Origin of the sequence: Kothea flammea (genome assembly GCF_052161645.1) — a bacterium.
Taxonomy (GTDB): Bacteria; Planctomycetota; Planctomycetia; order Pirellulales; family Pirellulaceae; genus Laterigemmans.
The window spans coordinates 7,139,397-7,162,300 of record NZ_CP197414.1 but is presented as its reverse complement, the minus strand read 5'-3'; the positions used below and the strand labels follow the sequence as shown (position 1 = coordinate 7,162,300).

At 54.8% G+C, this 22,904-nt stretch carries 21 protein-coding genes; 15 read left to right on the top strand and 6 right to left on the bottom strand.

The window, feature by feature from the left end:
* Positions 1 to 83: 83 nt before the first annotated feature.
* Positions 84 to 821 (top strand): alpha/beta fold hydrolase, encoded by a 738-nt coding sequence (locus SH139x_RS26805; RefSeq protein WP_488352791.1) that lies wholly within the window; start codon positions 84 to 86, stop codon positions 819 to 821.
* Positions 822 to 828: 7 nt separating this feature from the next.
* Here SH139x_RS26805 and SH139x_RS26800 read toward each other — a convergent pair whose 3' ends face one another.
* Together SH139x_RS26800 and SH139x_RS26795 are read right to left on the bottom strand one after the other, a co-directional pair.
* Complete coding sequence (locus SH139x_RS26800) at positions 829 to 1,524, bottom strand: IS630 family transposase (protein WP_488352790.1); 696 nt, start codon at positions 1,522 to 1,524, stop codon at positions 829 to 831.
* Positions 1,521 to 1,967: a helix-turn-helix domain-containing protein gene (locus SH139x_RS26795; RefSeq protein ID WP_488351180.1), complete on the bottom strand. Its 447-nt coding sequence runs from the start codon at positions 1,965 to 1,967 to the stop codon at positions 1,521 to 1,523. The genes SH139x_RS26800 and SH139x_RS26795 overlap by 4 nt, the downstream gene beginning before the upstream one ends.
* Before the next feature lie 46 nt (positions 1,968 to 2,013).
* Here SH139x_RS26795 and SH139x_RS26790 point away from each other — a divergent pair, with 46 nt between their 5' ends.
* Positions 2,014 to 3,060, top strand: a complete 1,047-nt coding sequence (locus SH139x_RS26790) for an integron integrase (protein ID WP_488356101.1) — start codon at positions 2,014 to 2,016, stop codon at positions 3,058 to 3,060.
* Positions 3,061 to 3,396: 336 nt separating this feature from the next.
* On the opposite strand, the gene SH139x_RS26785 is transcribed toward SH139x_RS26790, so the two are convergent.
* Entirely contained in the window at positions 3,397 to 4,053 is a 657-nt protein-coding gene (locus SH139x_RS26785; RefSeq protein ID WP_488352789.1) for a hypothetical protein, read from the bottom strand.
* 434 nt (positions 4,054 to 4,487) lie between these two features.
* Here SH139x_RS26785 and SH139x_RS26780 point away from each other — a divergent pair, with 434 nt between their 5' ends.
* The 12 genes from SH139x_RS26780 (at position 4,488) to SH139x_RS26725 (ending at position 12,824) form a co-directional block, all read left to right on the top strand.
* The gene (locus SH139x_RS26780; protein WP_488352788.1) at positions 4,488 to 5,489 is read left to right on the top strand and encodes a hypothetical protein; all 1,002 of its coding nucleotides are present in this window, start codon (positions 4,488 to 4,490) and stop codon (positions 5,487 to 5,489) included.
* 86 nt (positions 5,490 to 5,575) lie between these two features.
* On the top strand, positions 5,576 to 6,406 hold the full coding sequence (locus SH139x_RS26775) for a hypothetical protein (RefSeq protein ID WP_488352787.1): 831 nt from the start codon (positions 5,576 to 5,578) through the stop codon (positions 6,404 to 6,406).
* Positions 6,407 to 6,630: 224 nt separating this feature from the next.
* A complete protein-coding gene (locus tag SH139x_RS26770; protein ID WP_488352786.1) occupies positions 6,631 to 6,999 on the top strand; it encodes a DUF1257 domain-containing protein in 369 nt (122 codons plus the stop codon).
* A complete protein-coding gene (locus tag SH139x_RS26765; protein ID WP_488352785.1) occupies positions 6,999 to 7,187 on the top strand; it encodes a DUF2997 domain-containing protein in 189 nt (62 codons plus the stop codon). The genes SH139x_RS26770 and SH139x_RS26765 overlap by 1 nt, the downstream gene beginning before the upstream one ends.
* Positions 7,188 to 7,320: 133 nt before the next feature.
* Positions 7,321 to 8,808, top strand: coding sequence for an AAA family ATPase (locus tag SH139x_RS26760; RefSeq protein WP_488352784.1), 1,488 nt, complete (start codon positions 7,321 to 7,323; stop codon positions 8,806 to 8,808).
* 117 nt (positions 8,809 to 8,925) lie between these two features.
* Positions 8,926 to 9,186, top strand: coding sequence for a MoaD/ThiS family protein (locus tag SH139x_RS26755; RefSeq protein WP_488352783.1), 261 nt, complete (start codon positions 8,926 to 8,928; stop codon positions 9,184 to 9,186).
* 23 nt (positions 9,187 to 9,209) lie between these two features.
* Positions 9,210 to 10,061 carry a hypothetical protein gene (locus SH139x_RS26750; RefSeq protein WP_488352782.1) on the top strand — a complete coding sequence of 284 codons (852 nt, stop codon included), beginning with the start codon at positions 9,210 to 9,212 and terminating at the stop codon, positions 10,059 to 10,061.
* A gap of 22 nt (positions 10,062 to 10,083) precedes the next feature.
* Entirely contained in the window at positions 10,084 to 10,611 is a 528-nt protein-coding gene (locus tag SH139x_RS26745; protein WP_488352781.1) for a hypothetical protein, read from the top strand.
* Positions 10,608 to 11,258, top strand: a complete 651-nt coding sequence (locus tag SH139x_RS26740; protein WP_488352780.1) for a ThiF family adenylyltransferase — start codon at positions 10,608 to 10,610, stop codon at positions 11,256 to 11,258. Before SH139x_RS26745 ends, SH139x_RS26740 begins: the two co-directional genes overlap by 4 nt.
* A gap of 50 nt (positions 11,259 to 11,308) precedes the next feature.
* The gene (locus tag SH139x_RS26735; protein WP_488352779.1) at positions 11,309 to 11,512 is read left to right on the top strand and encodes a hypothetical protein; all 204 of its coding nucleotides are present in this window, start codon (positions 11,309 to 11,311) and stop codon (positions 11,510 to 11,512) included.
* A gap of 95 nt (positions 11,513 to 11,607) precedes the next feature.
* Positions 11,608 to 12,561, top strand: a complete 954-nt coding sequence (locus tag SH139x_RS26730; protein ID WP_488352778.1) for a hypothetical protein — start codon at positions 11,608 to 11,610, stop codon at positions 12,559 to 12,561.
* Entirely contained in the window at positions 12,558 to 12,824 is a 267-nt protein-coding gene (locus SH139x_RS26725; protein ID WP_488352777.1) for a hypothetical protein, read from the top strand. Before SH139x_RS26730 ends, SH139x_RS26725 begins: the two co-directional genes overlap by 4 nt.
* Positions 12,825 to 13,254: 430 nt before the next feature.
* On the opposite strand, the gene SH139x_RS26720 is transcribed toward SH139x_RS26725, so the two are convergent.
* Positions 13,255 to 16,683, bottom strand: a complete 3,429-nt coding sequence (locus tag SH139x_RS26720) for a protein kinase domain-containing protein (protein ID WP_488352776.1) — start codon at positions 16,681 to 16,683, stop codon at positions 13,255 to 13,257.
* 94 nt (positions 16,684 to 16,777) lie between these two features.
* Positions 16,778 to 17,335: an ECF-type sigma factor gene (locus SH139x_RS26715; RefSeq protein ID WP_488352775.1), complete on the bottom strand. Its 558-nt coding sequence runs from the start codon at positions 17,333 to 17,335 to the stop codon at positions 16,778 to 16,780.
* A 736-nt stretch (positions 17,336 to 18,071) separates the two neighbouring features.
* Between SH139x_RS26715 and SH139x_RS26710 the strand changes: the two genes are divergently transcribed.
* Positions 18,072 to 18,206, top strand: coding sequence for a hypothetical protein (locus SH139x_RS26710; protein ID WP_488352774.1), 135 nt, complete (start codon positions 18,072 to 18,074; stop codon positions 18,204 to 18,206).
* Positions 18,207 to 19,134: 928 nt separating this feature from the next.
* On the opposite strand, the gene SH139x_RS26705 is transcribed toward SH139x_RS26710, so the two are convergent.
* Positions 19,135 to 22,890, bottom strand: coding sequence for a WD40 repeat domain-containing serine/threonine protein kinase (locus SH139x_RS26705; RefSeq protein WP_488352773.1), 3,756 nt, complete (start codon positions 22,888 to 22,890; stop codon positions 19,135 to 19,137).
* Between the last annotated feature and the right edge of the window lie 14 nt (positions 22,891 to 22,904).

Sequence of the window (22,904 nt, the reverse complement as noted above, 5' to 3'; positions counted from 1 at the left end):
TTTCCGTCGCTGCCATCCTCGCTAGCTTAGCTCCCGGACAGGAAGTCGTTTCGGGAAGTGGCGATACAGTTACCGTCAACGGTATGCAAATGTACTATGAGGAGCATGGAGAGGGTGAGCCGCTAGTGCTCTTGCATTGGTACGGAGCGAGCGGAGAACATAGTTGGAGCCAATTCGTCCCACAGCTCAAAACCAAATTTCGCCTGATCGTCCCTGACCTGCGAGGTCATGGTCGTTCTACAAATCCGCGCGATGAATTCACTCACCTACAGTCGGCTTTGGATGTTTTTGCACTTCTTGACCACCTCGGCATTGATACTTTTCGCGCCATGGGCACAAGCACAGGTGGAATGACTTTGATTCACATGGCGACCCAGCAACCGGACCGTGTTAAGGCAATGGTGCTCGTCGGGGCTACCCACTATTTTCCAAATCAAGCGCGCGTGATCATGCGTAAGGAAACTGTCGAAAGTTTTGCCAACGATGAAATGTACTGGAAAGAGAATCGCAAAATTCACCACCATGGAGACGCACAGATTAGGAAGATCCAGCAGTTGTTTCACAAATTCAAAGATAGTTACGACGATATGAACTTCACAGTTCCGTTTCTAGGAACGATCCGAGCAAGAACGCTCATCGTTCATGGCGATCGTGATGAGTTCTTTCCAGTCGAGATTCCTGTTGAAATGTATACATCAATTCCAAATGCGTCACTGTGGATCGTCCCCAACGGCGGGCATTTGCCATTGCTCGATGACAAACTGCCGTTCATAGATACTGTGCTTGAGTTCTTTGCCGAGAGTTTTGGAAACAATCCCTAGTGCTTTGTCAGGCTTGAATTTTAGGGTAGACGGATTTTAGTTTGCACCTTGCGTCGTCGATTTTCATTTGCCAGTCGACGCTGCGCTGAGTGCTGTTCACATCCTCTGACCAGGCTGCAATTTCTCGCTGCAGGATTTCCAGTTCGCCGATTCGACGTCCTGCGACACATTGCCGAGTCATGCTGCTGAGTTCGTTCTCCGCAATATTCAACCAGCTACCGTGTTTGGGCGTGAAGCAAAAATCAATTCGCCGAACGTAGGAGCGGGCTCGTTCAGGTTCAAACGCTTCGTAGAAGGCACCGATCGTATGGGTGTTCAAGTTGTCGCAAACAAGTGTGATTCGTTCGCATTCTGCGTATCTCCCATCCAGAAGCGAGGCTACTTCCTGAGCCCAATCGAACTTTGTCCGCTGATCACGCGCGGTTGCCTGACGCCAGCCACCAAGAGGTTCGCAGAACATGAAAATCGAAGCAGTGCCGTTGCGCTCATACTCATAGTCAACTCGCTGTGGATGGTCTTTGGTCGCCGGGATCGGTTGCCGCGTCTCCTTGATCAGTTGCACCGGTTGCTCATCCATGCAAATCACCGGTTGCGAAGGATTGTACGGCTTTTCGTACGTTTCAAGCACATTTTCCATGTGGGCAACAAACTCAGCGTCACATTCCGGTGGGATTACCCAGTACTCGATACTGCGATTGGTCATGCGATTTTTTTTAGCGTTTGACGTACCGTTTCATGGCTGACTTTTTCCACCACTTCCAACTCCACGACCTTTCGAGCCAACAACCGGAGCGTCCACTTTCCATAGCCTTCTGGTGGTGAACCAAGTCGCATTGCAATGATTTTCGCCTCTTCGCTTCCATCGAGCAGTTTCTTTGCCCCAGCGGTAGGCGATGGCTTTCGATCAAGCGTTTGCTCAAAACCGAGTTCAACGAATCGTTGCCTGATATTCTCGACTGTCTTTGTGCGACAAGAAAAGGCGTCGGCAATTTGAGCATCCGTCCAAGCCGGACCATCCGCATCGGCCTTCAGTAGCACTTGAGCCCGGCGAACCTTCTGGCCAGTCCCCTTGAGTTTGCCGATAACCTCCGCACATTCTTTCCGTTCCGCATCCGACAAACGAACGATATACTTCTTCTCACTCATCACAAAACCCTCCGTGGATTGAATTTGGCTTCGTGAATGAGCGCAGATTTTTCAATTCTACGCAACCCTAATTTTTATCCCTGACAAAGCACTAGGAAAACGAATTGGTTTTCTCAACGCCGTGCGCGTGAAGCGTCCAGAGACAATGCCGGTGTGGTTTAGCCGGCAGGAGATTGGACGCTTACTGGAGCACATGGTTGGCATACACCGAATCATGTTCCTGCTGATGTATGGCTCAGGGCTGCGCCACAAGGAGTGCCGACGATTACGAATCAAAGATGTCTGGTTTGATGAAGGTCGCTTGTTGGTACGCGATGGCAAGGGGCAGAAGGACAGGATGACCTTCCTGCCGAAACAAGCGATTCCCGACTTGCAGCGACAGATTGCCTGGGCGACACAACGTCATCAACAGGATTTGGAGGAGGGTTTTGATAAAGTCTTTCTGCCCTTTGCCTTAGAGCGGAAATACCCGAACGCAGGCCGCGAGGTTGGCTGGCGATGGGTGTTTCCGTCGCGTCAACGCTCATGTGACAAGCGGAGCGGTAACATTTGGCGGCACCACATCAGTGAGGAGCAGTTCGGTAACGCGTTAAAAGCGGCTCAGAAAGCTGCGGGGATCACGAAAAACGGCGTACCCCATTCGCTTCGGCACAGCTTTGCGACGCATCTTGTCGAAGATGACACTGATTTGCCGACCGTTCAGCAACTAATGGGGCACAAGGACATTGAGACGACGATGCAGTATGTACATGTGGAGGTTGGATTTGATGGTCGCTTGCAAAGCCCGATTGATCGGCTTTTGCCGGGGACACCAATCGCGATACTTAGGGGCATTCCCACACGGCAAACGGTTAGAACAATCACGGCGGGAGACGGCCAACGATTGATGGTCGGCTTTCACCCCTGGATGTCTGCCTGCGAAAGCCCCGTGGCAAATCAACCAGCGAGGGATAAATCCTTCAGGCAAAACAACTTACGCGGAGCAGGCCCCCGAACCGCGGATCGCTCGGACGCTTGGCGTCTGGCGGGGAGTCGTTCGGCGGCATTTGCGAGGCTCCGTGTCAAACAGCGCGAGGGTGCCAACCGGCTCTGATCATCAAACGCCGACCGGGATCAGTACTCAAACAGCAACCGCTGAGACGGTCCATATGGCAGTATCAAGCTGAAATCAGTGTGAGCCATTTTGTGAGATTATGTTGGCCAAGTGCGAGCTTGGGCTATCGGCAAACGAATCCATCGAGACCTCGTCGCTGACCGCGTTAGCAAGCTGGCAAAGACGAGCCAGATCGCGTCGTCTCGGCCAAATTCTAGCGTGCCCTCCAGCCGAGTATTTCACTGCGGCTGAAATTTAATTCTGCTCCTGGTTGAACGGCAGAAAAGGCGAACTCAAGAGCGCTTGCTTCCAGACGTTTGTTTCCTGGCGATCAACTCAATCCTGCTCGCGGAGCATTGACAGAAAGACGCCGACTTCGACGTCCCCGGACCTGACGTAAGAGTATTGCAGGTCGATGAAGGCGTGATACCGCTCCTTGGATTCATCATTTTCACAGACCCTCGCCAACCATGGCTCGATGAGCCTACTGAAACTGTCTGTCCTGATGTATTTGCCTTTTCTCATCAAGCTCATTTCGTTGATGGGGGCCGGCGGACGGTTGCGGTAGGCCTTCTGAGTTAACACCAAGGTGCGGGGGCTCGCAAGCTCATCAACGAATACCAAAGCCTCCGATCTGAGCAGATTAATTGCGCGGTTTCGGCTCGAATCCTTGATGCCGCATCGTCGCAATAGCTTCTTGGTGTCGATTACCTCGCAATGCTGCATTCCACAGAGAATCTTCAGCGCAGTCGGATTCTCTGGTAGCTTTAAGACGTCAAGCTGAAGCTCCTTGGCTCGCTGCTGTAGTTCTTCAATCTGCTTTTTCCCAAAGCATCTCGGCCTCCGGAATTGATTCAACTGGGCACGCGTCTTAATGGCACTCACCGATCGGTTTAAGTTGATGGCGATCCGTGGGATTGGAATTCCACCCTCGTACGCCTCTTTTAATTTAACCAAATCACGTTTCGACCATTTTGGGTCACGACAACTCATATCCTTGACTCCTGATAATTCGGAAGAATTCGCTCACAACACTCGGTGAGAGTCAATTTCAAATTACACGCCTGAGCCAAAATCCAGAAACATGATGAAGACGAAGCGTCACATTAGCTCGAAGACGTCGTCAACTTTCAGCCCTCGCCGACGCTCTGTCCGAAGCGTTCTCGGCACGTAATGCCGGCGTCGCATACGGGACATTTCCATGTTGTCACGGCGATGTTCTTCTGCCGTTTGCCTGCCCGTCACTGGCCGGCTGCTCGGGGTTCGGCTGTCTTGCCGTGTGCCGGTGTGGGGCCCTGCTGCGTGATTGTTGCGGCACCGGCGGCGCTAAATTCCCGGCTGTTTTGCTCCATATGTAAATGAAACAAGAGTTAGCCCATCGAAGTGGTCGTTTCGGGCAATTTTTCTTACTCATTGGAGTCACAAACGTGAAATCTAAATCCCTGCAGAGTTTCCAGACAGTCGCGGAAGTTCTCTGTTTACTAGGGATTATCACTGCCACCATCGTAGTGATTGCCCTCACTTATCTCCCGGACTCAAGCACCACGCGTGGTCGTTTGAATTCACCACTGCAGCACTCGGCTTCACCAAGTCCCGAGCAGATCGTGTTGACGCATGTCGATCGAGCCCAGCAGGAGTCGATCGCAGCCATCGAGGATGGCATGCAGGAGATCCAGCGATTCTTCCAGCGTGCCAAACGAAAAACCCCCGCTTTCTCCCAAGCCGCCCTTGGCTGGACAAGCAAGTGGAAGTTAGTCGCAGACGCCACACCTTTCACCGGCTCCGGGCGACACGACGTGTATATGCGGGAGCAATTCTCCCAGCATCTATTCAGTCCCGCAGACCTCGAAACCCACCTGCGGCAAACGGTCGTCGGCATCGCGGCTGAACTCGAACGCATCGAGAACAGCATGCTGGTCGATTTGAGAGCTGACTTAGCAAGTCGAAACTACGCGACGGCTCTCAGCACGCTGAGTGACGACGAGATTAAAGCTTCGTTCGTTAAAACACTGGCAACCACCAAGCAGCACGCCAAAGCTGACATGGTGGGAGACGTTGTCACGTTAGCTTCGGCCGTGGTCATCGAGCGGATTGTGGCTCGCACGCTGGCAAACCTTGCTCGCAAATCGGCGACTTCCGGCACGGTACTCAGCGCCGGAGCCGCGGGTAGCTGGGCATCACTGGGCTTGAGCATGGCGGCCGCAGTGGTCATCGATTACGTCATCTCAAAGATCTGGGATTGGGTGTTCGATCCCGCCGGCAGTTTGCGAACAGTCATCGATCAGCAATTGGATGAGCTGGCAAACGGTCTCTGTCAGGGCACCGCGACAACGCCCGGCATCTCTCCTCAGTTGCGCGAACTCTGCCTGCAGCGAGGTAGTCAGTGGCGCAAGGTGCTGCTGGCAATCCTGGAAGAGTCGCCTCGCTAGCAAGGGCTGTCGCTTACTGCTTGTGCTTAGCTTTGGCGACTCTGTGTTTTGTCTTTGGTCCTATTTTCATTCGTGAGGTGATTTAGATGATGATTTCTCAATTTGTGTTTTCGTGCTTGTTACTGCTGATCTCAAGCTTTTGGTTGTCCGCAAACACGGGAGGTAAAGTCAACGCGACAGCGGACGTTGTCAAAAGCTTATTGCAAGGCATGCGAGGGGCGGCCGCGCGCGAATCGGCTGAGCAGTTGACGGCCCGGGTCGACAAGATCGTGGTCGCCCATGGAGATGAGGGGATAACCGCGATTCGGAAAGTCGGTTCCCCCGCCTTGGAAGTCATTGAACAGTCTACAGCGGAGCACGCTGCAGCTGCGGTCCGGCTGATGGCACGGCGTGGTGATGAGTCCCTCTGGATCGTGAGCAACCGCCAGCGGCTCGCCTACTTCGTGCGACATGGTGACGATGCGGCCGAGGCAATGATCCGACATCGCGGCATTGCCGAACCCTTGCTGCATGAGTTCGGAGCACCAGCTGCCAGGGCACTGGCGAAGATCAATTCCCAGAACGGACGACGCCTGGCCATGATGGCCAGGGATGGTGACCTGCAAAGAATCGGCCGCAGCGAAGCTCTGCTGGCGGTGGTCGCACGCTACGGGGATCGGGCGATGGCTTTCATCTGGAAGCACAAGCTCAAACTGGCCAGCGCGGCAGCACTCACTGCGTTTATCGCGAATCCCGAAGCGTTCTTGCAGGGCACGCAAACCCTTGCTGAAACCGCGGTGGAGCATAGTTTTGCTCCGGTGCTGGAGTGGTTGAGTGCTCGCGGCATAGGACCGCTGGTAATACTCGGTGGATGCGGAGTTTTGGTGGTTGTCTTGGGGGTTCGACTCACGATGAGGCGTATTAGCAGGTTGTTTTGAGGCTCAACAAGCCGCGCGTCATGTGGGACTTTCGGCGGAGCGAAAGGCGACGTTCCAGAGGCTCAGAAAGCCGCACGACATGTGGGACTTTCGGCGGAGCGAAAGGCGACTCTCTGACAGCTAAATTTCCCTTGGTTTTGCTCCATATGAATATGACCAAGGGATTAACTATTGGTGTGACCAATCATGGTCCGTTTTTTCTTACCTTAACTTAGGAGATTTCAATGTCACACGTTGTGCAGATTAAGACACAAGTCCGTGATCCCGTTGCGGTTGCGGCAGCTTGTGGACGACTGGGGTTGCCTCAGCCGGTGGTCGAGGATGTCAAGCTGTTTAGCGCCCAAGTCCGGGGGTTGGCGGTGCGACTTGAGGGCTGGCGATACCCGGTGGTGTTTGATTGTCTCAAGGGTGGAAGCCAGTTTGACAATTACGAAGGTCGCTGGGGAAAGCAGGAAAGGCTCGACCAATTCCTGCAAACGTATGCCGTCGAGAAGGTCAAGATCGAAGCGCGGCGGCAAGGTCATAGCGTTACCGAGCAACCGCTCGGCGACGGACAAGTCAAGCTGACCGTGCAAGTCGGAGGCGGCGTCTAATGAAGACCATCGAAATCATTGTTGACCAGCAAGGAGAAACAAGGCTGGAGACCCGTGGCTTTCAAGGCAGCACCTGCCAGGAAGCCACGCGATTGCTGGAGAAAGCGCTGGGCACCGTTGCCAGCGATAAACCAACGGCTGAGTTCTATTCGCAGCCCGCCAATCAGACTCAGCAGATTCAAGAATAGCGAGCCCATACCTGCTCGCTGACTGACTGACTGTTTGTTTGCTTTGAAAAGACGTGTTTTGTTTTACAAGCCCGAGGGTGAGTGGTTTCACCCATCGGGCTTTTTTCGTTTTGCAACATCCAAGGAGAGACTTATGAGTTTGCGAGGACAACTGGACGAACTGATCCGTGCCTGCTTTACCGGCATCTGGATTCAGTCGTTTGAACATCAAGACGCGATCATGGAGATTGGCGGTCTGTGCCAAACGGAAGATTGGCGGATGTTAACTTGGGACCTGGAGCGTGGACTTCAGGGGCGTGATCTGCAGCTCGATGCCGCCGATCCGCTGTCGGCCGTGAGGGCGATCGCCGCAGTGCCCGACGACGGGACGGAATCGACCATTTTCGTGCTGCAGAACTTCCATCGGTTCTTGAATTCACCCGAAATCGTGCAAGCGGTTAGCCGGGCGATTATGGACGGCAAGGCGCGGCGAACGTTCCTGGTCGTGCTCGCCCCGGTGGTGCAGATTCCAGTGGAACTAGAAAAGCTGTTCGTGGTCGTGGATCACTTGCCGCCCAGCCGCGAACAGTTGGAGCAATTGGCTCGCAGCATCGCCACTGAGGCCGGCGAACTGCCCGAAGGAACCGATCTCGATCGGGTGCTGGATGCGGCCGGCGGCTTAACGCGTTATGAGGCCGAGTCGGCGATCTCACTGTCGCTGGTGCGGCACGGTAATGTGCGGCCGGAAACGATCTGGGAACTCAAGACCCAGATGCTGAAGAAATCCGGACAGCTGGCACTGCATCGTGGCGGCGAGGACTTTGGTTCGCTCGGTGGGCTCGCAGCGCTGAAAGCCTTCACGCGGCGGGCTCTGCTGCGCGGCCGTGTGGGCGATCAACTGGCGAAACCACGTGGCGTGCTATTGCTCTCGCCTCCCGGTTGCGGCAAAAGCCAGTTTTGCAAAGCCCTGGGCCGTGAAGTGGGACGGCCCGTGGTGATGCTCGATGTGGGCAGCTTAATGGGCAGCCTCGTTGGCCAATCGGAAGAGCGAACACGCAGCGCGCTGCGCACGATCGATGCCATGGCTCCCTGTGTGGCGATGATTGACGAGGTTGATAAAGCGTTCGCCGGTGTTGGTAGTTCCGGCCAGAACGATAGTGGTGTGTCGGCCCGCATGTTTGGCACATTCTTGTCGTGGCTCAGCGATCACGAGTCCGACGTGTTTGTGGTTTGCACGGCCAACGACGTGACGAAGCTGCCGCCAGAGTTCTCTCGCAGCGAACGTTTTGACGGCGTTTTCTTTTTGGACCTGCCTGCCCGGGATCAGAAGGATGCGATCTGGGAGATGTACGTGCAGCTTTATCAGCTCGACCGGCAACAGCCCCGCCCCAGTGACGATCAGTGGACCGGTGCTGAGATCAAATCGTGCTGTCGCTTGGCAGCCCTGTTGGATTTGCCGCTGGTGGAAGCGGGACGGAACATCGTGCCCGTCGCCGCGACGTCGGTTGAATCGGTGGGACGACTGCGCGAGTGGGCCAGTGGACGCTGTCTTGATGCGGATGATGGTGGCATCTATCGCCATGAGTCGAGTGTCAAGCCAGCGCGTCGCAAGCTGGCCAGGAGTGAGCCCTCGAGCAATTAGCATTGCTTAGAGAGTGAAGATGTTTTTACTGAAAAAGCCGGCTGCGCTTGCGGTCGGTTTTTCTTATTTGGTTTCTGTTTTTTTTCTGACACACACCCAATTGGTATAGGTGAAGTGATGAAAGTTTTAATGATCAACAATGATGGTGGTGGTTTCGCAAAGCACATCGAATTACCCGCAGGGATGACCGTCGGTGAGTTGTTTGCGCAGCATCTCGGTGAGTCGACGCCTCCTGAGAACTATCTGATTCGTGTCAACCGGTTGCCAACCGCTCACGATCAGCCACTGGTCGACGGGGATCGCATCAGCGTAACTCCGGTCAAGATCGAGGGTGCCACAGCTGTTTTTCTCCAACCCGAGCGCGCTTCGAGAAGCTGAGGTTTCTCCGGCGGTGCGCTCGGGTGATTACGTCCGAATGGTGTTTGGCGGAACCAGCTGGCGAACACCAAATTGCGGCGGAACAGAAGGTCGGGACGGAGCAGAACATTCAGGCGGAGCAGAAGGTGCGGGCAGCTTGGTTGTTTCGGGACTTAGTGGCCATCCACGGCGAGTTCCCCGAGCTGTCGATTGACCTGGAAAAGCGGACGATGACGGTGCAAACCGAGCCCATTGAGCTGGAAGAAGTGTTTCTTGGCAGCTTTGCGATTCGCCTGCACTGGCAAGTCGAGCGATCTTATGAAGAGCGCTGCGAACGGCCCCATTACCGGATCGTCCCGCTCGAGAAGACAGCCAGCCGCAGCATGCCCGAAGTCTGTCATCCCCACGTGAGCAACAACAGCTTGTGTGAAGGGGATGCTGGCTCGGCAATTCGCACCGCATGGCGGGACGGTCGCCTGCATGACTTGTTTCTCGTCATCTCCCGTGTGCTGGAAACGTACAACCCGGACAGTCCCTTTGTGCACTTGTGCGATTGGGACAGCGGTACGTGCGACGACTGCGGTGATCTATCGGCGGAGGGAGAAATCTGTTCCTGCCAACACTGCGGCAATGAACTTTGTTCGGAGTGCGTCACTTCCTGTGCGGGATGCGATGACTCGGCTTGTAGCAGCTGCCTGGAAGAGTGCGAGCACTGTGGCAGCTGTTTTTGTGATTCCTGCTTCGCGGCCTGCCGCGAATGCAATAAACCAACTTGTCAAGACTGTTTAGTCGAGGAGCTATGTGATGATTGTGAAGCGAAGAAACAGGCCGAGGATTGCCAGGCCGAATCGCAACCGAAACAGGCCAGTGGCCAGGCGACCGAAGCTAAGGTTTAGCCCTTACGCTTGGGCCAAGCTTTTGTTTCTCAGTGATCTGGGGCCAACTGAAATCGGGGGCTTTGGGATCTCGGATCCCGATGATCTACTGCTGGTGACCGACTTTGTAATGGTTCGCCAACAGTGTACCGCGGTCACCGTGGCGTTTGATGACGATGCGGTGGCTGACTTCTTTGATGACCAGGTGAATCTGGGGCGAGAGCCAGAGCAGTTTGGCAGGATCTGGATCCACACGCATCCGGGTGAGTCCGCGCGACCCAGTGGAACGGACGAAGCGACGTTCAGGCGATGCTTTGGACGGGCTGATTGGGCAGTGATGTTTATCTTGGCCGAAGGTGGTGAAACCTATGCACGGTTTCGCTGCAACGTGGGGCCGGGAGTGAATCGACGGTTGGATGTCTCGGTGGATTACGAACTCGACTTTGCAGCATCCTGTCAGGATAGCTGGCTCGAGCAGTATCACGAGCTGGTGACGGTGCAACATCCGTTTTTTCGTCGACCTCAATTTGAAAATAAGTCACCGCTAGATGTTGGGGACTTGGCCGGATGAATCGGTTCACTCCACAACAGACGCTGGTTCCCAAGGACCGGCTGGCCGAACTTCGGGTGACGATCATTGGAGTCGGTGCGATCGGGCGTCAACTGGCTTTGCAGTTAGCCTCGCTTGGTGTACGCCGACTGCAGTTGATTGACTTTGACGAAGTCGATGCGACTAACGTGACAACGCAAGGTTACCTCATGGGTGACATTGGGATGCCGAAAGTCCAGTCGCTTGCCCGGCACTTGCGACTGGTCGATCCAGAGCTCGAAGTCGAATTGGTGCTTGATCGCTATCGGCCCAAGCACGCAGTCGGCACGGTCGCATTCTGCTGCGTCGATTCGATCTCGGCTCGCTCGGCGATCTGGAAGACGCTCGGTCCCAAGCTCAGCTTCTGGGCAGACGGCCGCATGCTGGGCGAAGTGATTCGGGTGCTGACAGTGGACGCCAGTGACCCGGAGGCTCGCGGTCGATATGGAGCTTCACTGTTTAGTCAGCAAGAAGCGCACGTCGGTAGCTGTACGTCCCGCAGCACGATTTACGCCGCCAGCATTGCGGCCGGGCTGATGGTGCATCAGTTCTGTCGTTGGCTGCGAGGGATCGAGCTCGACCCGTCGTTGACGGTCAATCTGTTAGCCAGCGAGTTGATGCCAGGTTGAGATTGAGTTTTCAATTCTATTCACTTTTGTTTTTAAGGAGAGGGATACCAGTGGTCAATCGCGAGTATCAGACGCTGAGTTTGCTACTGAAGCATTTCTGCATTCAGGTCAGCATGCGGCTGCTGCGGGGACTGGTTCATGATCCAACCCTGCAGCGCGGCATTCTGTTGATCTGTCGTGGGCTCGCGGGCAAGCAGCGTCGGCGTCGCACCTTGGCGAGTCGAGATTTCTCGCAAGTGAAGCGCATGCGTTAGTTGTGCAGCGACTTTGAGATTGTTGATGTGTTTATTGCCCCACCCCGGAAGATTGTCCGGGGTGGGGTTTTCTTTTTTCTATTGGAGTTTGTTTGATGAGTACGATGACAGAATCACAGCAGGTGAGTGATCATTCTTTGGTGACCGGAGTGGGAGAGCGTCTGCGCTGCGACACGACGGCCGTTCGCATGCATATCCGTTGGCCTGGAACGAGAAAATCGCTTAGCGATTCTCAGCGTTCATTGGCAGCCGAAGCGTTCGATGCGGACCAGAAATCGGTGTCGGCGGCAAAGAAGTTGCTTGACACGTCTCACCCGGCATTTAAGGCTGTAACGTCTGTGAAAACGACAGCCGTGAATTATTGGCGGGCGAGCACCCTACCCTTCGTTGAGCCGGGAGTGCGACTGATTCGTCGTGATCAAGTCCCGGAATTCAACGCACGGATGACCGAGTATCGATCGCAATTGGAAGTGGCCGTTGGCGAGTTGGCGGAACACTTCGAGGAGATGGTCAGCCAAGCACGCAGCCGGCTGGGTAACTTGTTTGACGCTGCCGACTACCCAGCGGATCTTGCGGATTCGTTCGCCATTGAGTGGGATTTCCCAGCGGTCTCCACGCCCGACTATCTCAGGAGCGTCAGCCCGGAGCTGTATGAGGCGGAGTGCCAGCGGGTGCGTGATCGGTTTGATGAGGCAGTGAAGCTTGCCGAGAACGCCTTTGCCGAGGAACTGTCGCAGCTCGTCGGCCACTTGGCTGAGCGACTGAGTGGCGGTGAGGATGGGCAGCCCAAAGTCTTTCGCGACTCGGCCGTGAACAACTTGCTGGAATTCTTTGAGCGATTTAACCGCTTGAACATTCGTTCCAACGAGGAACTGGAGCAACTTGTATCCCAGGCTCAGCAAGTTGTATCCGGGGTTTCGCCGCAAGGGCTGCGCAGTGAGTCCATGCTGCGGCGTTCCGTGGGTGAAGATCTCTCGCGTGTGGGAGCTTTGCTTGATGGCTGGATGACGGATCGTCCACGCCGCAACATTCTGAGGAGAGCTCGATGACGGATCTTGAAATCATGATCGCAGGAAGTGGGCAAGTGAAATTGATTTACAGCGAGGCGATCGAATTGGAATCGTTAGGGGCCACTTCGATCAAGCGAGTCTCCGCGGTAGAACCAACATCAAGCGGCCAGTGGATAGCTGATCTTTCGCTTGTCGGAGGTCCGCTGCTGGGACCCTTTGGGACTCGTAGCAAAGCGATCGAAACAGAGATTGCGTGGCTACGAGAACATTGGCTCCCCCAAGCAAATCAGAAATCGGGCTAGTCAAAAGCCGCATTGGCTTCGTTCTGCCAGTAAGCATCGGCAAGGTATCACCTACAAAGTGATATCTTGCCGTCAGAAACGTCCGCAGCCCCTCACAAGCCCGGACGTTTTTTTTAGCCATCGGAGAAGGATCAAGCCGACGATGACTCGAAGAAACTGGCCGAACAGAAATTGCTCGACCAGCTCTTACAGCCCAGATGCTTAATCTGGGTAACATATGTCAGATCAAGTTCTGGCTACTACACTTCAGAATCCAGGCACGTACGCGTCGAATGGCCCCAACCGAAAGTGCTCCGGCTTCATCGACCGGGGAATCCGGCAGTCGCCTAGTCGGCGTCGGCCCGCGGAGCAGCTTTCTTACCCGCCGTCTCAGTCTTTTTCTAACTAAGGTCACGCCCTGATGAGCACGATCGCCAGATTGAGATAGTCATCACCAACCTGACGCGGACTCTACTTGTTCTGGACTTGCCGCGCGGAACAAGCGGATTTTTCCATCCCGGCATCCAGCGGCTAACGTCCTTTGGTCGGGTGAAAGCGCGATACTCTGGAAGATGTCAGTACCCCCATTTAGTATGGCGCGTTCTTGCTGGTGCCTAATGTCCCAAATCCGTATCGTTCGGTCGATGCCAGCCGACGCAACTGTTCGGCCATCTCGAAATACCTGCAAACCTGACACGCCAAGTGTATGTCCTTGAAGACGTTGAGATTGTGTCAGCGAATCGCCCCGCCAAAGTCTAACATAGGGAGCCGAGTCGTAGCCTCCGGTGACGAATAGTTGGTCGCCTGATGCGTATGCAACTGCCGTAACGAAATCGGAGTGATTGCTAAACAAATGAATGCGACTTCCATCTTTTACATTCCAAAGTGACGCGCTAAAGTCGTTGCTGCCGGCAAGGATAGTGTTTTCGTCGCCGCAGAATGTGATGGACCTCACAGTTCTGTCGTGGGCTGGTTGGTCAAAGATGGTTTCTTCCGAGTCAGTGTCCCAAACTCTGATCGAGCCGTTTCGACAGCCAATAGCCAAGTATTTTCCGGACGGTGAGAATGCGGCGCAGCAAATACCGCCTTTATCGGATACCTCAAGTTCGCCTTCCGGATTTCCGCTCACGAGGTCAAACAACGTAGCGACCGGCTTTTCTGCGTCTCCAACGGCCAGCAGACCGCGCGAAGAAATCGCCTGAGCACCAATATCGAAGGGAACATCAAGCGGTACCAATGGCTTTGTATTAGTTTCGGAAATTCGCCATCTAAAGATCCTTCTTTTAGGCGTCCGCCCGATGGCTGTCAGAATTTTACCGTCTTTGGAAAAGGCTATCGAATAAATGAACGAACGCCCCTCAGCCGCAAGGGCGGCCTGATCACTCGACTTCTGAAGTTGGTGTATTGCAATTTCTCCGCTGATGTGTCCGTAAACAAGACGATCTCCGCCTGGGAGAAATCCCGCCATGGAGTACGTCGCGTCGTATCCTCCGATTACATCTTGTTCAATGAGATCCGGAAACCGAAAAACTCGAATTAGTCCGTCACGAGAAGCCGCTGCGAGTAGTGTCTCATCGTCCGAAAGCGACACCGCACGTACTTCATCGTTGGACACAACCCGCATGTGCAACCGTTTGCCCGACAAGGCATCCCACACACCAATCGTTCGGTCGGCACTGCCTGTGATAATCATCGTCCCATTTGGCGAGTAAGTGACAGCAAGTACGGAATCCAGATGGTCGCGATGACTCCAAAGCTCTTGGAAAGTGGATAGTTCCCAAGCAAGAACGGACCCATCTATGCCAACGGCAGTGAGTTGTTGGCCGTCAGGGGAAAAAGCGAGAGCATTGACCCCTCCGATCTCTGCCTCGAGTCGATGAACCCTTTCCCACTTAGCAAGATCCCACAACCAAATACTTGAGTCTTGGTGAGCGATCGCCAATAACTGACGCTCTTGTGACAAGGCCAAGCCACCATGAGCCGCTACTTCGATTTCGATAAGCCGTTCGGAACCGGTGCGGAGATCTCGCACCAATACGGGGCCACCTTGAGGATACTGGTTGCTCAGCTCTGATTCCGGTGTCGCTCCGACATAGGCCACTGTTTCCCCGTTGGACGAGATTGCAGCCCACGACTTACTAAAGTCAGTGGTCTTTGATTGCATTTTGCCAAATGAATCGACTACTTCGAAATCGTCTCCCTCTAAATCGACTACCGTAAGTCTGGCCTTGCCGCGCGAATGCATGACCATGAGTCGCTTTCCATTTCGCGACAAGTCTGCGTAAAAGCTCATCGGCGAAGCAACATTAGGAATCGCAAAGCGGGTCACTTCGGTCGCCAGCTTCCAAGATCGCCAGAGGTAATACCATTCGAACGCACGAAGATCCTCCTCGCCTTCATTGGGGACATGTCGTCGCAGGATTGCTTCTAGACGCTCCATGTCACCAACGTCTTTTGCCTGAACGGCAAGTCGCATATCAGAAATGTAAAGAAGACGGCGTTTCTTGGTCGCCTCGCCTTCGGCTGATCGGCGGTTCTCTTCCGCCAATACCAAGGCTTGCTTTGTTTGTTCTGCTTTTTCCTCCGCGAATTGCTTTGCCTTCCAACTCTGATCGTAGCCGAAGGCGAGCCCACAAACACCAATCAGTAAACCAACGAGAATCACGGATGTCGCCATCACGAAATATTGATTTCTTCGCACAAATTTTCTTATTCGATAAGCTCTAGACGGTGGGTGTGCGTCTACCGGCGCGCCAGAAAGAAATCGTTCTACGTCAGCAGCGAATGCGGACGAGCTTTCATACCGACGGCGGCGTTCCTTATCCAACGCCTTCATAACAATCCAATCCAGATCACCGCGGATAAAGGTGCTCAACTTTTTTGGTTCAACTCGCCGGTTAGCAGCAGTTGTTGGCAGTTGTTGGCTATGGCTGAGCTTGACGCTGGGAAGCGAGGGTTCCTCCTCCCGTATGATTCGCAGCATTTCTTGGAAGGCGACGGATCTAAGACGCTCGCCAGCGAATGGCGTTTCCCCAATCAGCAACTCGTAAAGCACGACGCCTAGGGCATAGATGTCGCTGCGAGTATCAATATCTAATTGGTTTCGCTCAGCTTGCTCGGGACTCATGTACTCTAGCGTTCCCACAACCTGGCCCAATTGCGTGAACATCGTCTTTTCGGTCAGGGCCTGGCTGGTCGCCTTTGCTACCCCGAAGTCGATAACTTTCGGGACAGCTTGTCCATCGTATAACGCGACAAGAATGTTGCTGGGCTTTAAATCGCGATGGATGATGCCCTTCTGGTGCGCGTGCTGAACTGCATGGCAAATGGGTACGAAGAGCTCCAACCGCTCACCGGGCGTAAGATGCTGCTCATCGCAGTACTTAGTGACAGGCAGGCCGTTTACCAGTTCCATCACAAAGTAAGGCCTCCCGCTCTCCGTGGCCCCCGCATCCAGTACCTTGGCGATGTTCGGATGATCCATCATAGCCAGCGCCTGCCTCTCGGCTTCGAATCGCGCGATCACCTGGCGGGTATCCATTCCCGGCTTGATGATCTTCAACGCCACACGCCGCTTGATCGGCTCCTTCTGCTCGGCCATGTAGACTACGCCCATGCCGCCCTCCCCGATCTGTTGGAGCAGTTTATAAGGGCCGATCTCGGTGCCGGGTCTTTCGGTGATTGGATGGTCAAGAGTCGGTTGAATGTCAGCAACAGGGGCGTCCTGTAGAAAACTACCTGCCTGCTCATGTGAGCGGAGAAGGGCGTCCACACGTGCACGTAGTCCGCAATCCGCTCCGCAGGCCCCGGCTAGGTACGCTTCGCGTTCGCTAGAATCGGAGAAGTCCAGTGATTTTTCGAAGATTTCGCGTTCGTTCATAGCCGTTCTTTCGGAAAATAAGACGCATCCAAAGAACAATGCAAGTTTTCGTTGCGGATCACGCCAAGTAAAATAGAATTTTCTGACCGCGGCGTTAATCCTGCTGTAATGCCTGATGCAGCCATGCCCGCGCGTAGGCCCAACGCCGGTCAGTGGTACGGGCGGAGAGAGTCAACAGCTGAGCAATCTGAGGTAGGCTCAGACCGGCAAAGTACTTGAGTTTGACCACCTCTGCAGCGGATTCGTCCACCTCGGAAAGTCTTGCGAGAGCTTCGTCAAGAGCCAGGATGTCTACCTTGGAAGCGTCGTCCACGGCAAGCTCGGCATCTAGGTCGACTCGATTCAAGTCCCCGCCATGTTTAGGCCGGCGTTTGCGGAGAGCATTGTCCACCAATATCCTTCGCATTGCTTCCGCCGCAGCCGCAAAGAAGTGGCCCCGCGACTCCCAACGTGGTTCCTTTTCTAAGTCCACTAACCGGATGTAGGCGTCATGCACGAGTGCCGTGGCTTGGATAGTCTGGCCAGGCTTCTCATTCGCCAACTTCACGGCAGCGAGCTTTCTCAGTTCTTCGTAAACCAGCGGCAACAACTGCTGAGCCGCACTGGGATCACCGTCTTCAATCTGCGAGAGTATCTGCGTAACGTCGGGCATGGTGTAGAAATTCCTGCTTGCTGTTCGATTCCGTAAGTATACAGTCAGCAAGTCCCGATTGCCCTTACTCTGTCTCCGTTTGGACCGTTCCGATTCCTGCCGCCCGATGGACTTCCCCGTGCAACTTTCCCTTGATCGGATCCAGAGCAAGTTCGGTGGCAGGGGTTTCGCCTCTGCCGCACACGCCACGGACAGGGAAAACTGACTTCAAGCCAACGGCGCGTGGTTTCAGATGCGTGCTCTGATGGTGACACGGCACGAGCCATACTTTGCCTTGAGGCCTCCAAGTGCTCCGGACCGAGTGGTCCCTGAAGCGTTGGCGACCCAGAGATCCCACAGACCCGTATGGACCCACACTCGAGCTTACGTTCCTCAGATCATGGTTTCGCTACTGCCAACGGAAATTCGCGAGTGAATGAAACTACCGGTCGATGAAGCCGGATTCACGTGGATGCCTCGTGGTACGAAGCAATACCAACCGGGTCACCTTCTGTGCCTGCCCTTAGGCGGCGAGCGTCATCACATTGACTGCGAATCTCGAGGACCACAGCTACGGTAAATGGTTCACGTTGCTATTGCGAACGCCAATTCACAGTTACTTTCAGTCGATGCGACCGACTTCACGAAGGCATCGCGGTTTGCGATGTCGGTCTGATTACGGAAGCGAGTTGCGGGCCCGAAACCCTGTTCAGTAAACTGCCAGGTTGTGGCCGCCCTGGAGAGTTTTGGGACGGGCATGCAAACCTTCGGTCGCTTTACTTTGTGGCCGGGGGATTCTCCGTTGATCCCGATGGCCCAGGACTGCGTGATGTTTGGCAGTGACTGGTTAATTGCCATCGCCGTCCTCTGGATCGATGGAATTCGCTATTGACTGTTCTTCAGCTGACGGGTTGGATAATTTTGCGGGAAGAGTCGAATGCTTGTCTGGTGAATCGTTCTTGCCATTGATCTTCGTTTCGGCTTCGCGGAACAAGATCCTGGTGAACGGCAAGTCGTGGGGGCCCCTGCGGGCGGGATCTTCGATGAGACTCGTGATCAGCAGCGATGCTTCGGCAAGGTAAGTTTTGGCTTCGTCAGAATGATCGGCTCAAGTTTCGGGCGAGGTTTGGGTTTGGTGAGCGGGTTCCGCCGAGCGAACGGCATCGGCGACGGAGTTTCGTGAGTGGCCAAGCTGCCTAGCAACTTTCCGTTGGGAAATACCATCGACAAGCACCAAACGACGAATGAGTTCACGTTGATCCACGGTGAGCACCTTTGAGAGCCTCCGATGCGGTGTGCTAATCCAAACCGGATAGCACAACGTATCAGCCATCAAGTCAGCCCCACCAGGCCACCTGGCTCCGTTCTTGGCTGCCGGGGTGGCTCTCTTTTTCTCTGCCATCTCCACCATTTACAAAAGCCTTCATACCGGTTGTCGCCAGACAAAAGCATCACCGGAGCGACTTGGACCCATCGCCACGAATCTTCCGGTTTTTGTTCGAGAGGGAGAATTCCTTGGGACACAGCACGTGTCTGGGTTACTGGCACACCACTCCAAAAAGACCTGAGTCCCCAACTCTTCCTTACGCCAGTGCGGCAGCACTTCTTCAAAGAGCTCAAGTGCCTTTCGCCGGTGTCCCAGTGCGTAGTGGGCCCCAGCCAACTTGTGCGTGGCACGCAATGTGTTGTTACTTCCTCCCTCCTGCGAGGATCTCACGACAGCCATCAGGAACGTGTGTCCCCAATTTTGCCCACTCGATGAGGCTTGCCCAATGGGCGTTCCGACGCCGGCTTAGCATGCTACTGTACCGCGTTGAGCATCACCAACCTGCCGCTTTTACGTCGGCCTCGCGAGCGATCTGCCAAATGCGCAAACGACTACCTCTTTCAAGGCACAAGGCAGAATTGTCACCCACAAAGGATAGTCCTTGGGCATTTGAACGTCCCGACCATGGACTTGCACGTCGCGTGGCGGAAAGACTCAATTTTGGCTCAAAGGTAGTAGCATCCCAAAGCCGAAGCTGCCCGTCGAGACCGGATGAAGCAAGCGTACCTAGTTTTGAAGCGTAGGCCACACTATCAACACGACCGCCGTGGCTCTTCCAGAAACGGATCGACTCAAGCGTTTCAGGATCTAGTATCCGAATACCCTGGAGACTGGCGACTGCAACCCATCCCGTGCTTGGGTCGACTGAAAACCCAGTTCGCCCCCACATCATGTCGCCCATCGGACGTCTTGTAACAAGCGTCGGTTGTGAGACTTTCAATCCATAATCCCACAAGCACAAATGATTATTGCCAACTTCGCTATCACTCAATATTTGCGTCGTGCCAAGCAAAAATACTCCGCCTTCGGTGGTAACCGTGCTGTCGTGATGTAGAATGCGATTCAAGCTTCTCTGAGCAACATCCCAGACCTTGATTCGGTCCTCATGAAAGGATGCCAGCGTTTCTCCATTTTCGGAAAAGCGAAGCGCACAGGTCCTTGATGCTTCCGGATTTGCATCCAGCACAACGTCTCGTCTTGTAACAGGATTCCATAAGCGAATTTCGGCCTTTGACATTGAGGCAACTGTGCCTTTTGAAGAATACGCCAGTTGGCTCACTCCCGTGGAATGCTGGAACAGGGGAGTGGGAGGATCCGTAGAGCCAAGAATCCATGATGCAACAGTGCCGTCTCTATACGCCAGAATGGTTTCGGATCGGCCTGTTGCGTTGGCAAATGCATCGCAACCAAGAAATTCATCTACGGCAAATCCATGAGCGGAATCGAGCTGCCAGTACTTCATGATACGTTCTTGGTTGGCTGTAATCATGCAAGGACAGTCGGCGCCCTCCGGTTGAATGATCGCCATTGCAAAGACTTTGCGAGAGTGCCCCCACACTCGATGTCGCGTCTTCTGGTTGAAATCCCAAACCAAGACGCTGTTGTCATCCTGGGCACTGATAAGTCGCCTGCCGTCATGCGACCAGCGTAGCCCCGAAACCTCATCATCAGCATCGACGGTGTGCAGTGACTGCCCTGTCGCAAGATCGCGCACCACGATCCGTGCCTGCATTGAGTAGGCAAGTCGCGTTCCATCCGGGGTCACTGCAAACCGCAGGGGGAAGCCAGATTGGATTAGTTCTTCATCCTCAATCGAGATCGGGCGGACCCAGTCCATTTCCGTGAGCGTCAGAACACCAATCGCTGTCTCGGGGCTCGAGTAAGCCAACATCTTTCCGTCAAGGGCGAAGGAGATCCGTTCTATACCATCGCTGACATAGTTAGGCAACGAAATGGAGGGCAGTTCTGTGTAATTGACAGGCTGCCGATTCTGTTCCGACCTCCGCCAAAAGCGTATTTGCGCAGTATTTCGCGTACACGATGCAAGCAAACTTCCATCGGATGAGAAAGCAATATCATCTGGCCTATGCTCCAAGGGGAAAATGGCAACAGGATTTGAGTCCTCGCCGCTTTCGATCTTTGAGACATCCCAAAGCTCAATCTTCCAAGTTGCCTTCAAGCTTGCATTGTTTGGCTCTGTCCGAGCTACTGCAGCAATGAAGGCACCGCTGGGAGAAAATTCAATCGGTTCAGTACTGCCTGGAATCGCCAACACGGGTTCGCTTTGAGTTTCCAAGTCGATGAAGTAGACACCGCGCGTCACACCACCTATTGCAGCGGTTTTCTGGTCGGGCGAAATCGCAAGTCTCCTGACGTCGACAGGCAACTGAACGGTTTTCGCAAGAAGTCCTGCCTGAATCTTCTTCCACATCAGATACCATTCGAGGCCGCGCAGATCCTCTTGACCTTCGCTGGGTAAGTGGCGTTTGAGAAGCTCCACTGTCAATTCGAAGTTTCCCGTAGATGCCTCAAACCCCGCATGGTTCATGTCGGCGATGTACCAGTCTTTGAGTGCTTTTCCGCGTGTTTCTACGGCTTCAGCTCGGGCATCCTCCGCGGCCTTCCAGTAGCTTCCCGCGACGATCGAGGCACCGACCGCAAGCAGAGCGAGTGCAGCGAGTCCCGTGAGCATCTTCTTTAGCTTGCGAGCGGAATGCTGTTGTTGCACCAACCGCTTCGCTTCCGTTTCGGCGCGATCGTGCTCGGCCTCTGCTCGCTGCCGTTCGGCTTGGGCCTGCGCAGCCTCTGCTTCGGCACGCAGTTTCTCTGCGGCGGATTGAGCCGCCTCGGCGTCGGCACGTGCGGCCTCTGCGGCCCGTTCCACTTCGGATTCGCGGAGCTTGCTCTCCACCGATTCCAGGTATCCCGTGACTCGCTGGGCGGCTGCTTCCGCGTCGCGCGGTCGATCGGCGGGTTCTAGTTCCAGACAATGCTTCGTCAACGCGATCAGATCCTCATCCGCTCCGCAGGCATCCAGCCGTTCAAAGCACTCATCCAACTTGCCGCGACTGGCCATCCGGAAAACGCGAGTCCCATCGTCGGCCACATAAGGTGGCTTGCCAGTCAGGATTTCACACAGGATTGCTCCCAGACCAAACACGTCAGCGCGTTCGTCCATCTGATCGATCTCGCCGAGCGCCTGTTCCGGAGGCATGTAGGCCGGCGTCCCCATCACGCTGCCCATCTGCGTCTGAGACCCGAAACTGCCGATGACTCCCGGCGGGTCGCTGCCAACTCCGCTCCGAATTGTTTGAATAATGCTGACGTCTTTGTGCTTGTTGTGCGCCTGTTTCTCATCCTCAATTCCGCCTGCGGGAAGAACCTTGGCCAGCCCCCAGTCCATCACCTGCACTTCACCAAACGCCCCGACCATGATGTTAGCCGGCTTCAGGTCACGATGGATCACGCCGCGCGAGTGCGCATAGGCCATCGTCTGACAGACCTGCTCGAAGATACCGATGAACCGGCCACGGTCATCGGCGGGATCATCACGCTCCTTCAGCAGCTTCGAAAACGTCTGTCCCTTAACCAGTTTCATGGCAAAGAAAGGCCGCTTGTCAGCGAACTGCCCCAGTTCATAAATCGGCGCAATCCCCGGATGTTGCAACTGTCCGCCGATCTGAGCTTCTTCGACGAACCGCTGAATGACTTCCGGATTGTCCTTGTGAGAATCCAGCAGCACCTTGATCGCCAGGTCCCGCCCCAGGTCCGTATCGCGGCCTTTCAGGATTGCCCCCATACCGCCTCGAGCGATCTCGCCCTGCAATTGATAGCGGTTATTTGAATCCTTATCGGGCATCTCCGGCGAGCTGGGTCGCGAGATCGGTTCGGCGCCTTTGGTCGTTGGTTCACGCAGGGACACATGAGGCACTTCCGCCATCGTGTTGCCCAACATCTTCAGCACGCTGTGGTTTTTATCCCCCACCACAACCGCTTCGTCGACTGAAAACGCAGCCGTCAGCCCCGCATTCATCGAAGCGGCGACGCGCTTCCCAGGCATATTCTTCCCCGGCACATTCTCGACGGACGATTCTTGCACCATCGTCGCATCCAGACCCTCATGCGGTTTCTCCAGAAAACTGCCTACCTGTTGATCTGATTGAAGGAGTTTTTCTAGCTGCCTGCGCAATTCGAGATTGTTGCCACAGGATTTATCGAGAAACGCGGCTCGCTCATCTGCGGATTCCATTCCTGCAGCTGTCT

Excerpts from the sequence above, each read along its gene's own strand:
- SH139x_RS26805 (WP_488352791.1), top strand. The coding sequence starts at position 84 with ATGCAAATGTACTATGAGGAGCATGGAGAGGGTGAGCCGCTAGTGCTC.
- SH139x_RS26800 (WP_488352790.1), bottom strand. The coding sequence starts at position 1,524 with ATGACCAATCGCAGTATCGAGTACTGGGTAATCCCACCGGAATGTGAC.
- SH139x_RS26795 (WP_488351180.1), bottom strand. The coding sequence starts at position 1,967 with ATGAGTGAGAAGAAGTATATCGTTCGTTTGTCGGATGCGGAACGGAAA.
- SH139x_RS26785 (WP_488352789.1), bottom strand. The coding sequence starts at position 4,053 with ATGAGTTGTCGTGACCCAAAATGGTCGAAACGTGATTTGGTTAAATTA.
- SH139x_RS26775 (WP_488352787.1), top strand. The coding sequence starts at position 5,576 with ATGATGATTTCTCAATTTGTGTTTTCGTGCTTGTTACTGCTGATCTCA.
- SH139x_RS26770 (WP_488352786.1), top strand. The coding sequence starts at position 6,631 with ATGTCACACGTTGTGCAGATTAAGACACAAGTCCGTGATCCCGTTGCG.
- SH139x_RS26765 (WP_488352785.1), top strand. The coding sequence starts at position 6,999 with ATGAAGACCATCGAAATCATTGTTGACCAGCAAGGAGAAACAAGGCTG.
- SH139x_RS26760 (WP_488352784.1), top strand. The coding sequence starts at position 7,321 with ATGAGTTTGCGAGGACAACTGGACGAACTGATCCGTGCCTGCTTTACC.
- SH139x_RS26755 (WP_488352783.1), top strand. The coding sequence starts at position 8,926 with ATGAAAGTTTTAATGATCAACAATGATGGTGGTGGTTTCGCAAAGCAC.
- SH139x_RS26740 (WP_488352780.1), top strand. The coding sequence starts at position 10,608 with ATGAATCGGTTCACTCCACAACAGACGCTGGTTCCCAAGGACCGGCTG.
- SH139x_RS26730 (WP_488352778.1), top strand. The coding sequence starts at position 11,608 with ATGAGTACGATGACAGAATCACAGCAGGTGAGTGATCATTCTTTGGTG.
- SH139x_RS26725 (WP_488352777.1), top strand. The coding sequence starts at position 12,558 with ATGACGGATCTTGAAATCATGATCGCAGGAAGTGGGCAAGTGAAATTG.
- SH139x_RS26720 (WP_488352776.1), bottom strand. The coding sequence starts at position 16,683 with ATGAACGAACGCGAAATCTTCGAAAAATCACTGGACTTCTCCGATTCT.
- SH139x_RS26715 (WP_488352775.1), bottom strand. The coding sequence starts at position 17,335 with ATGCCCGACGTTACGCAGATACTCTCGCAGATTGAAGACGGTGATCCC.
- SH139x_RS26710 (WP_488352774.1), top strand. The coding sequence starts at position 18,072 with ATGCAAACCTTCGGTCGCTTTACTTTGTGGCCGGGGGATTCTCCGTTG.
- SH139x_RS26705 (WP_488352773.1), bottom strand. The coding sequence starts at position 22,890 with ATGGAATCCGCAGATGAGCGAGCCGCGTTTCTCGATAAATCCTGTGGC.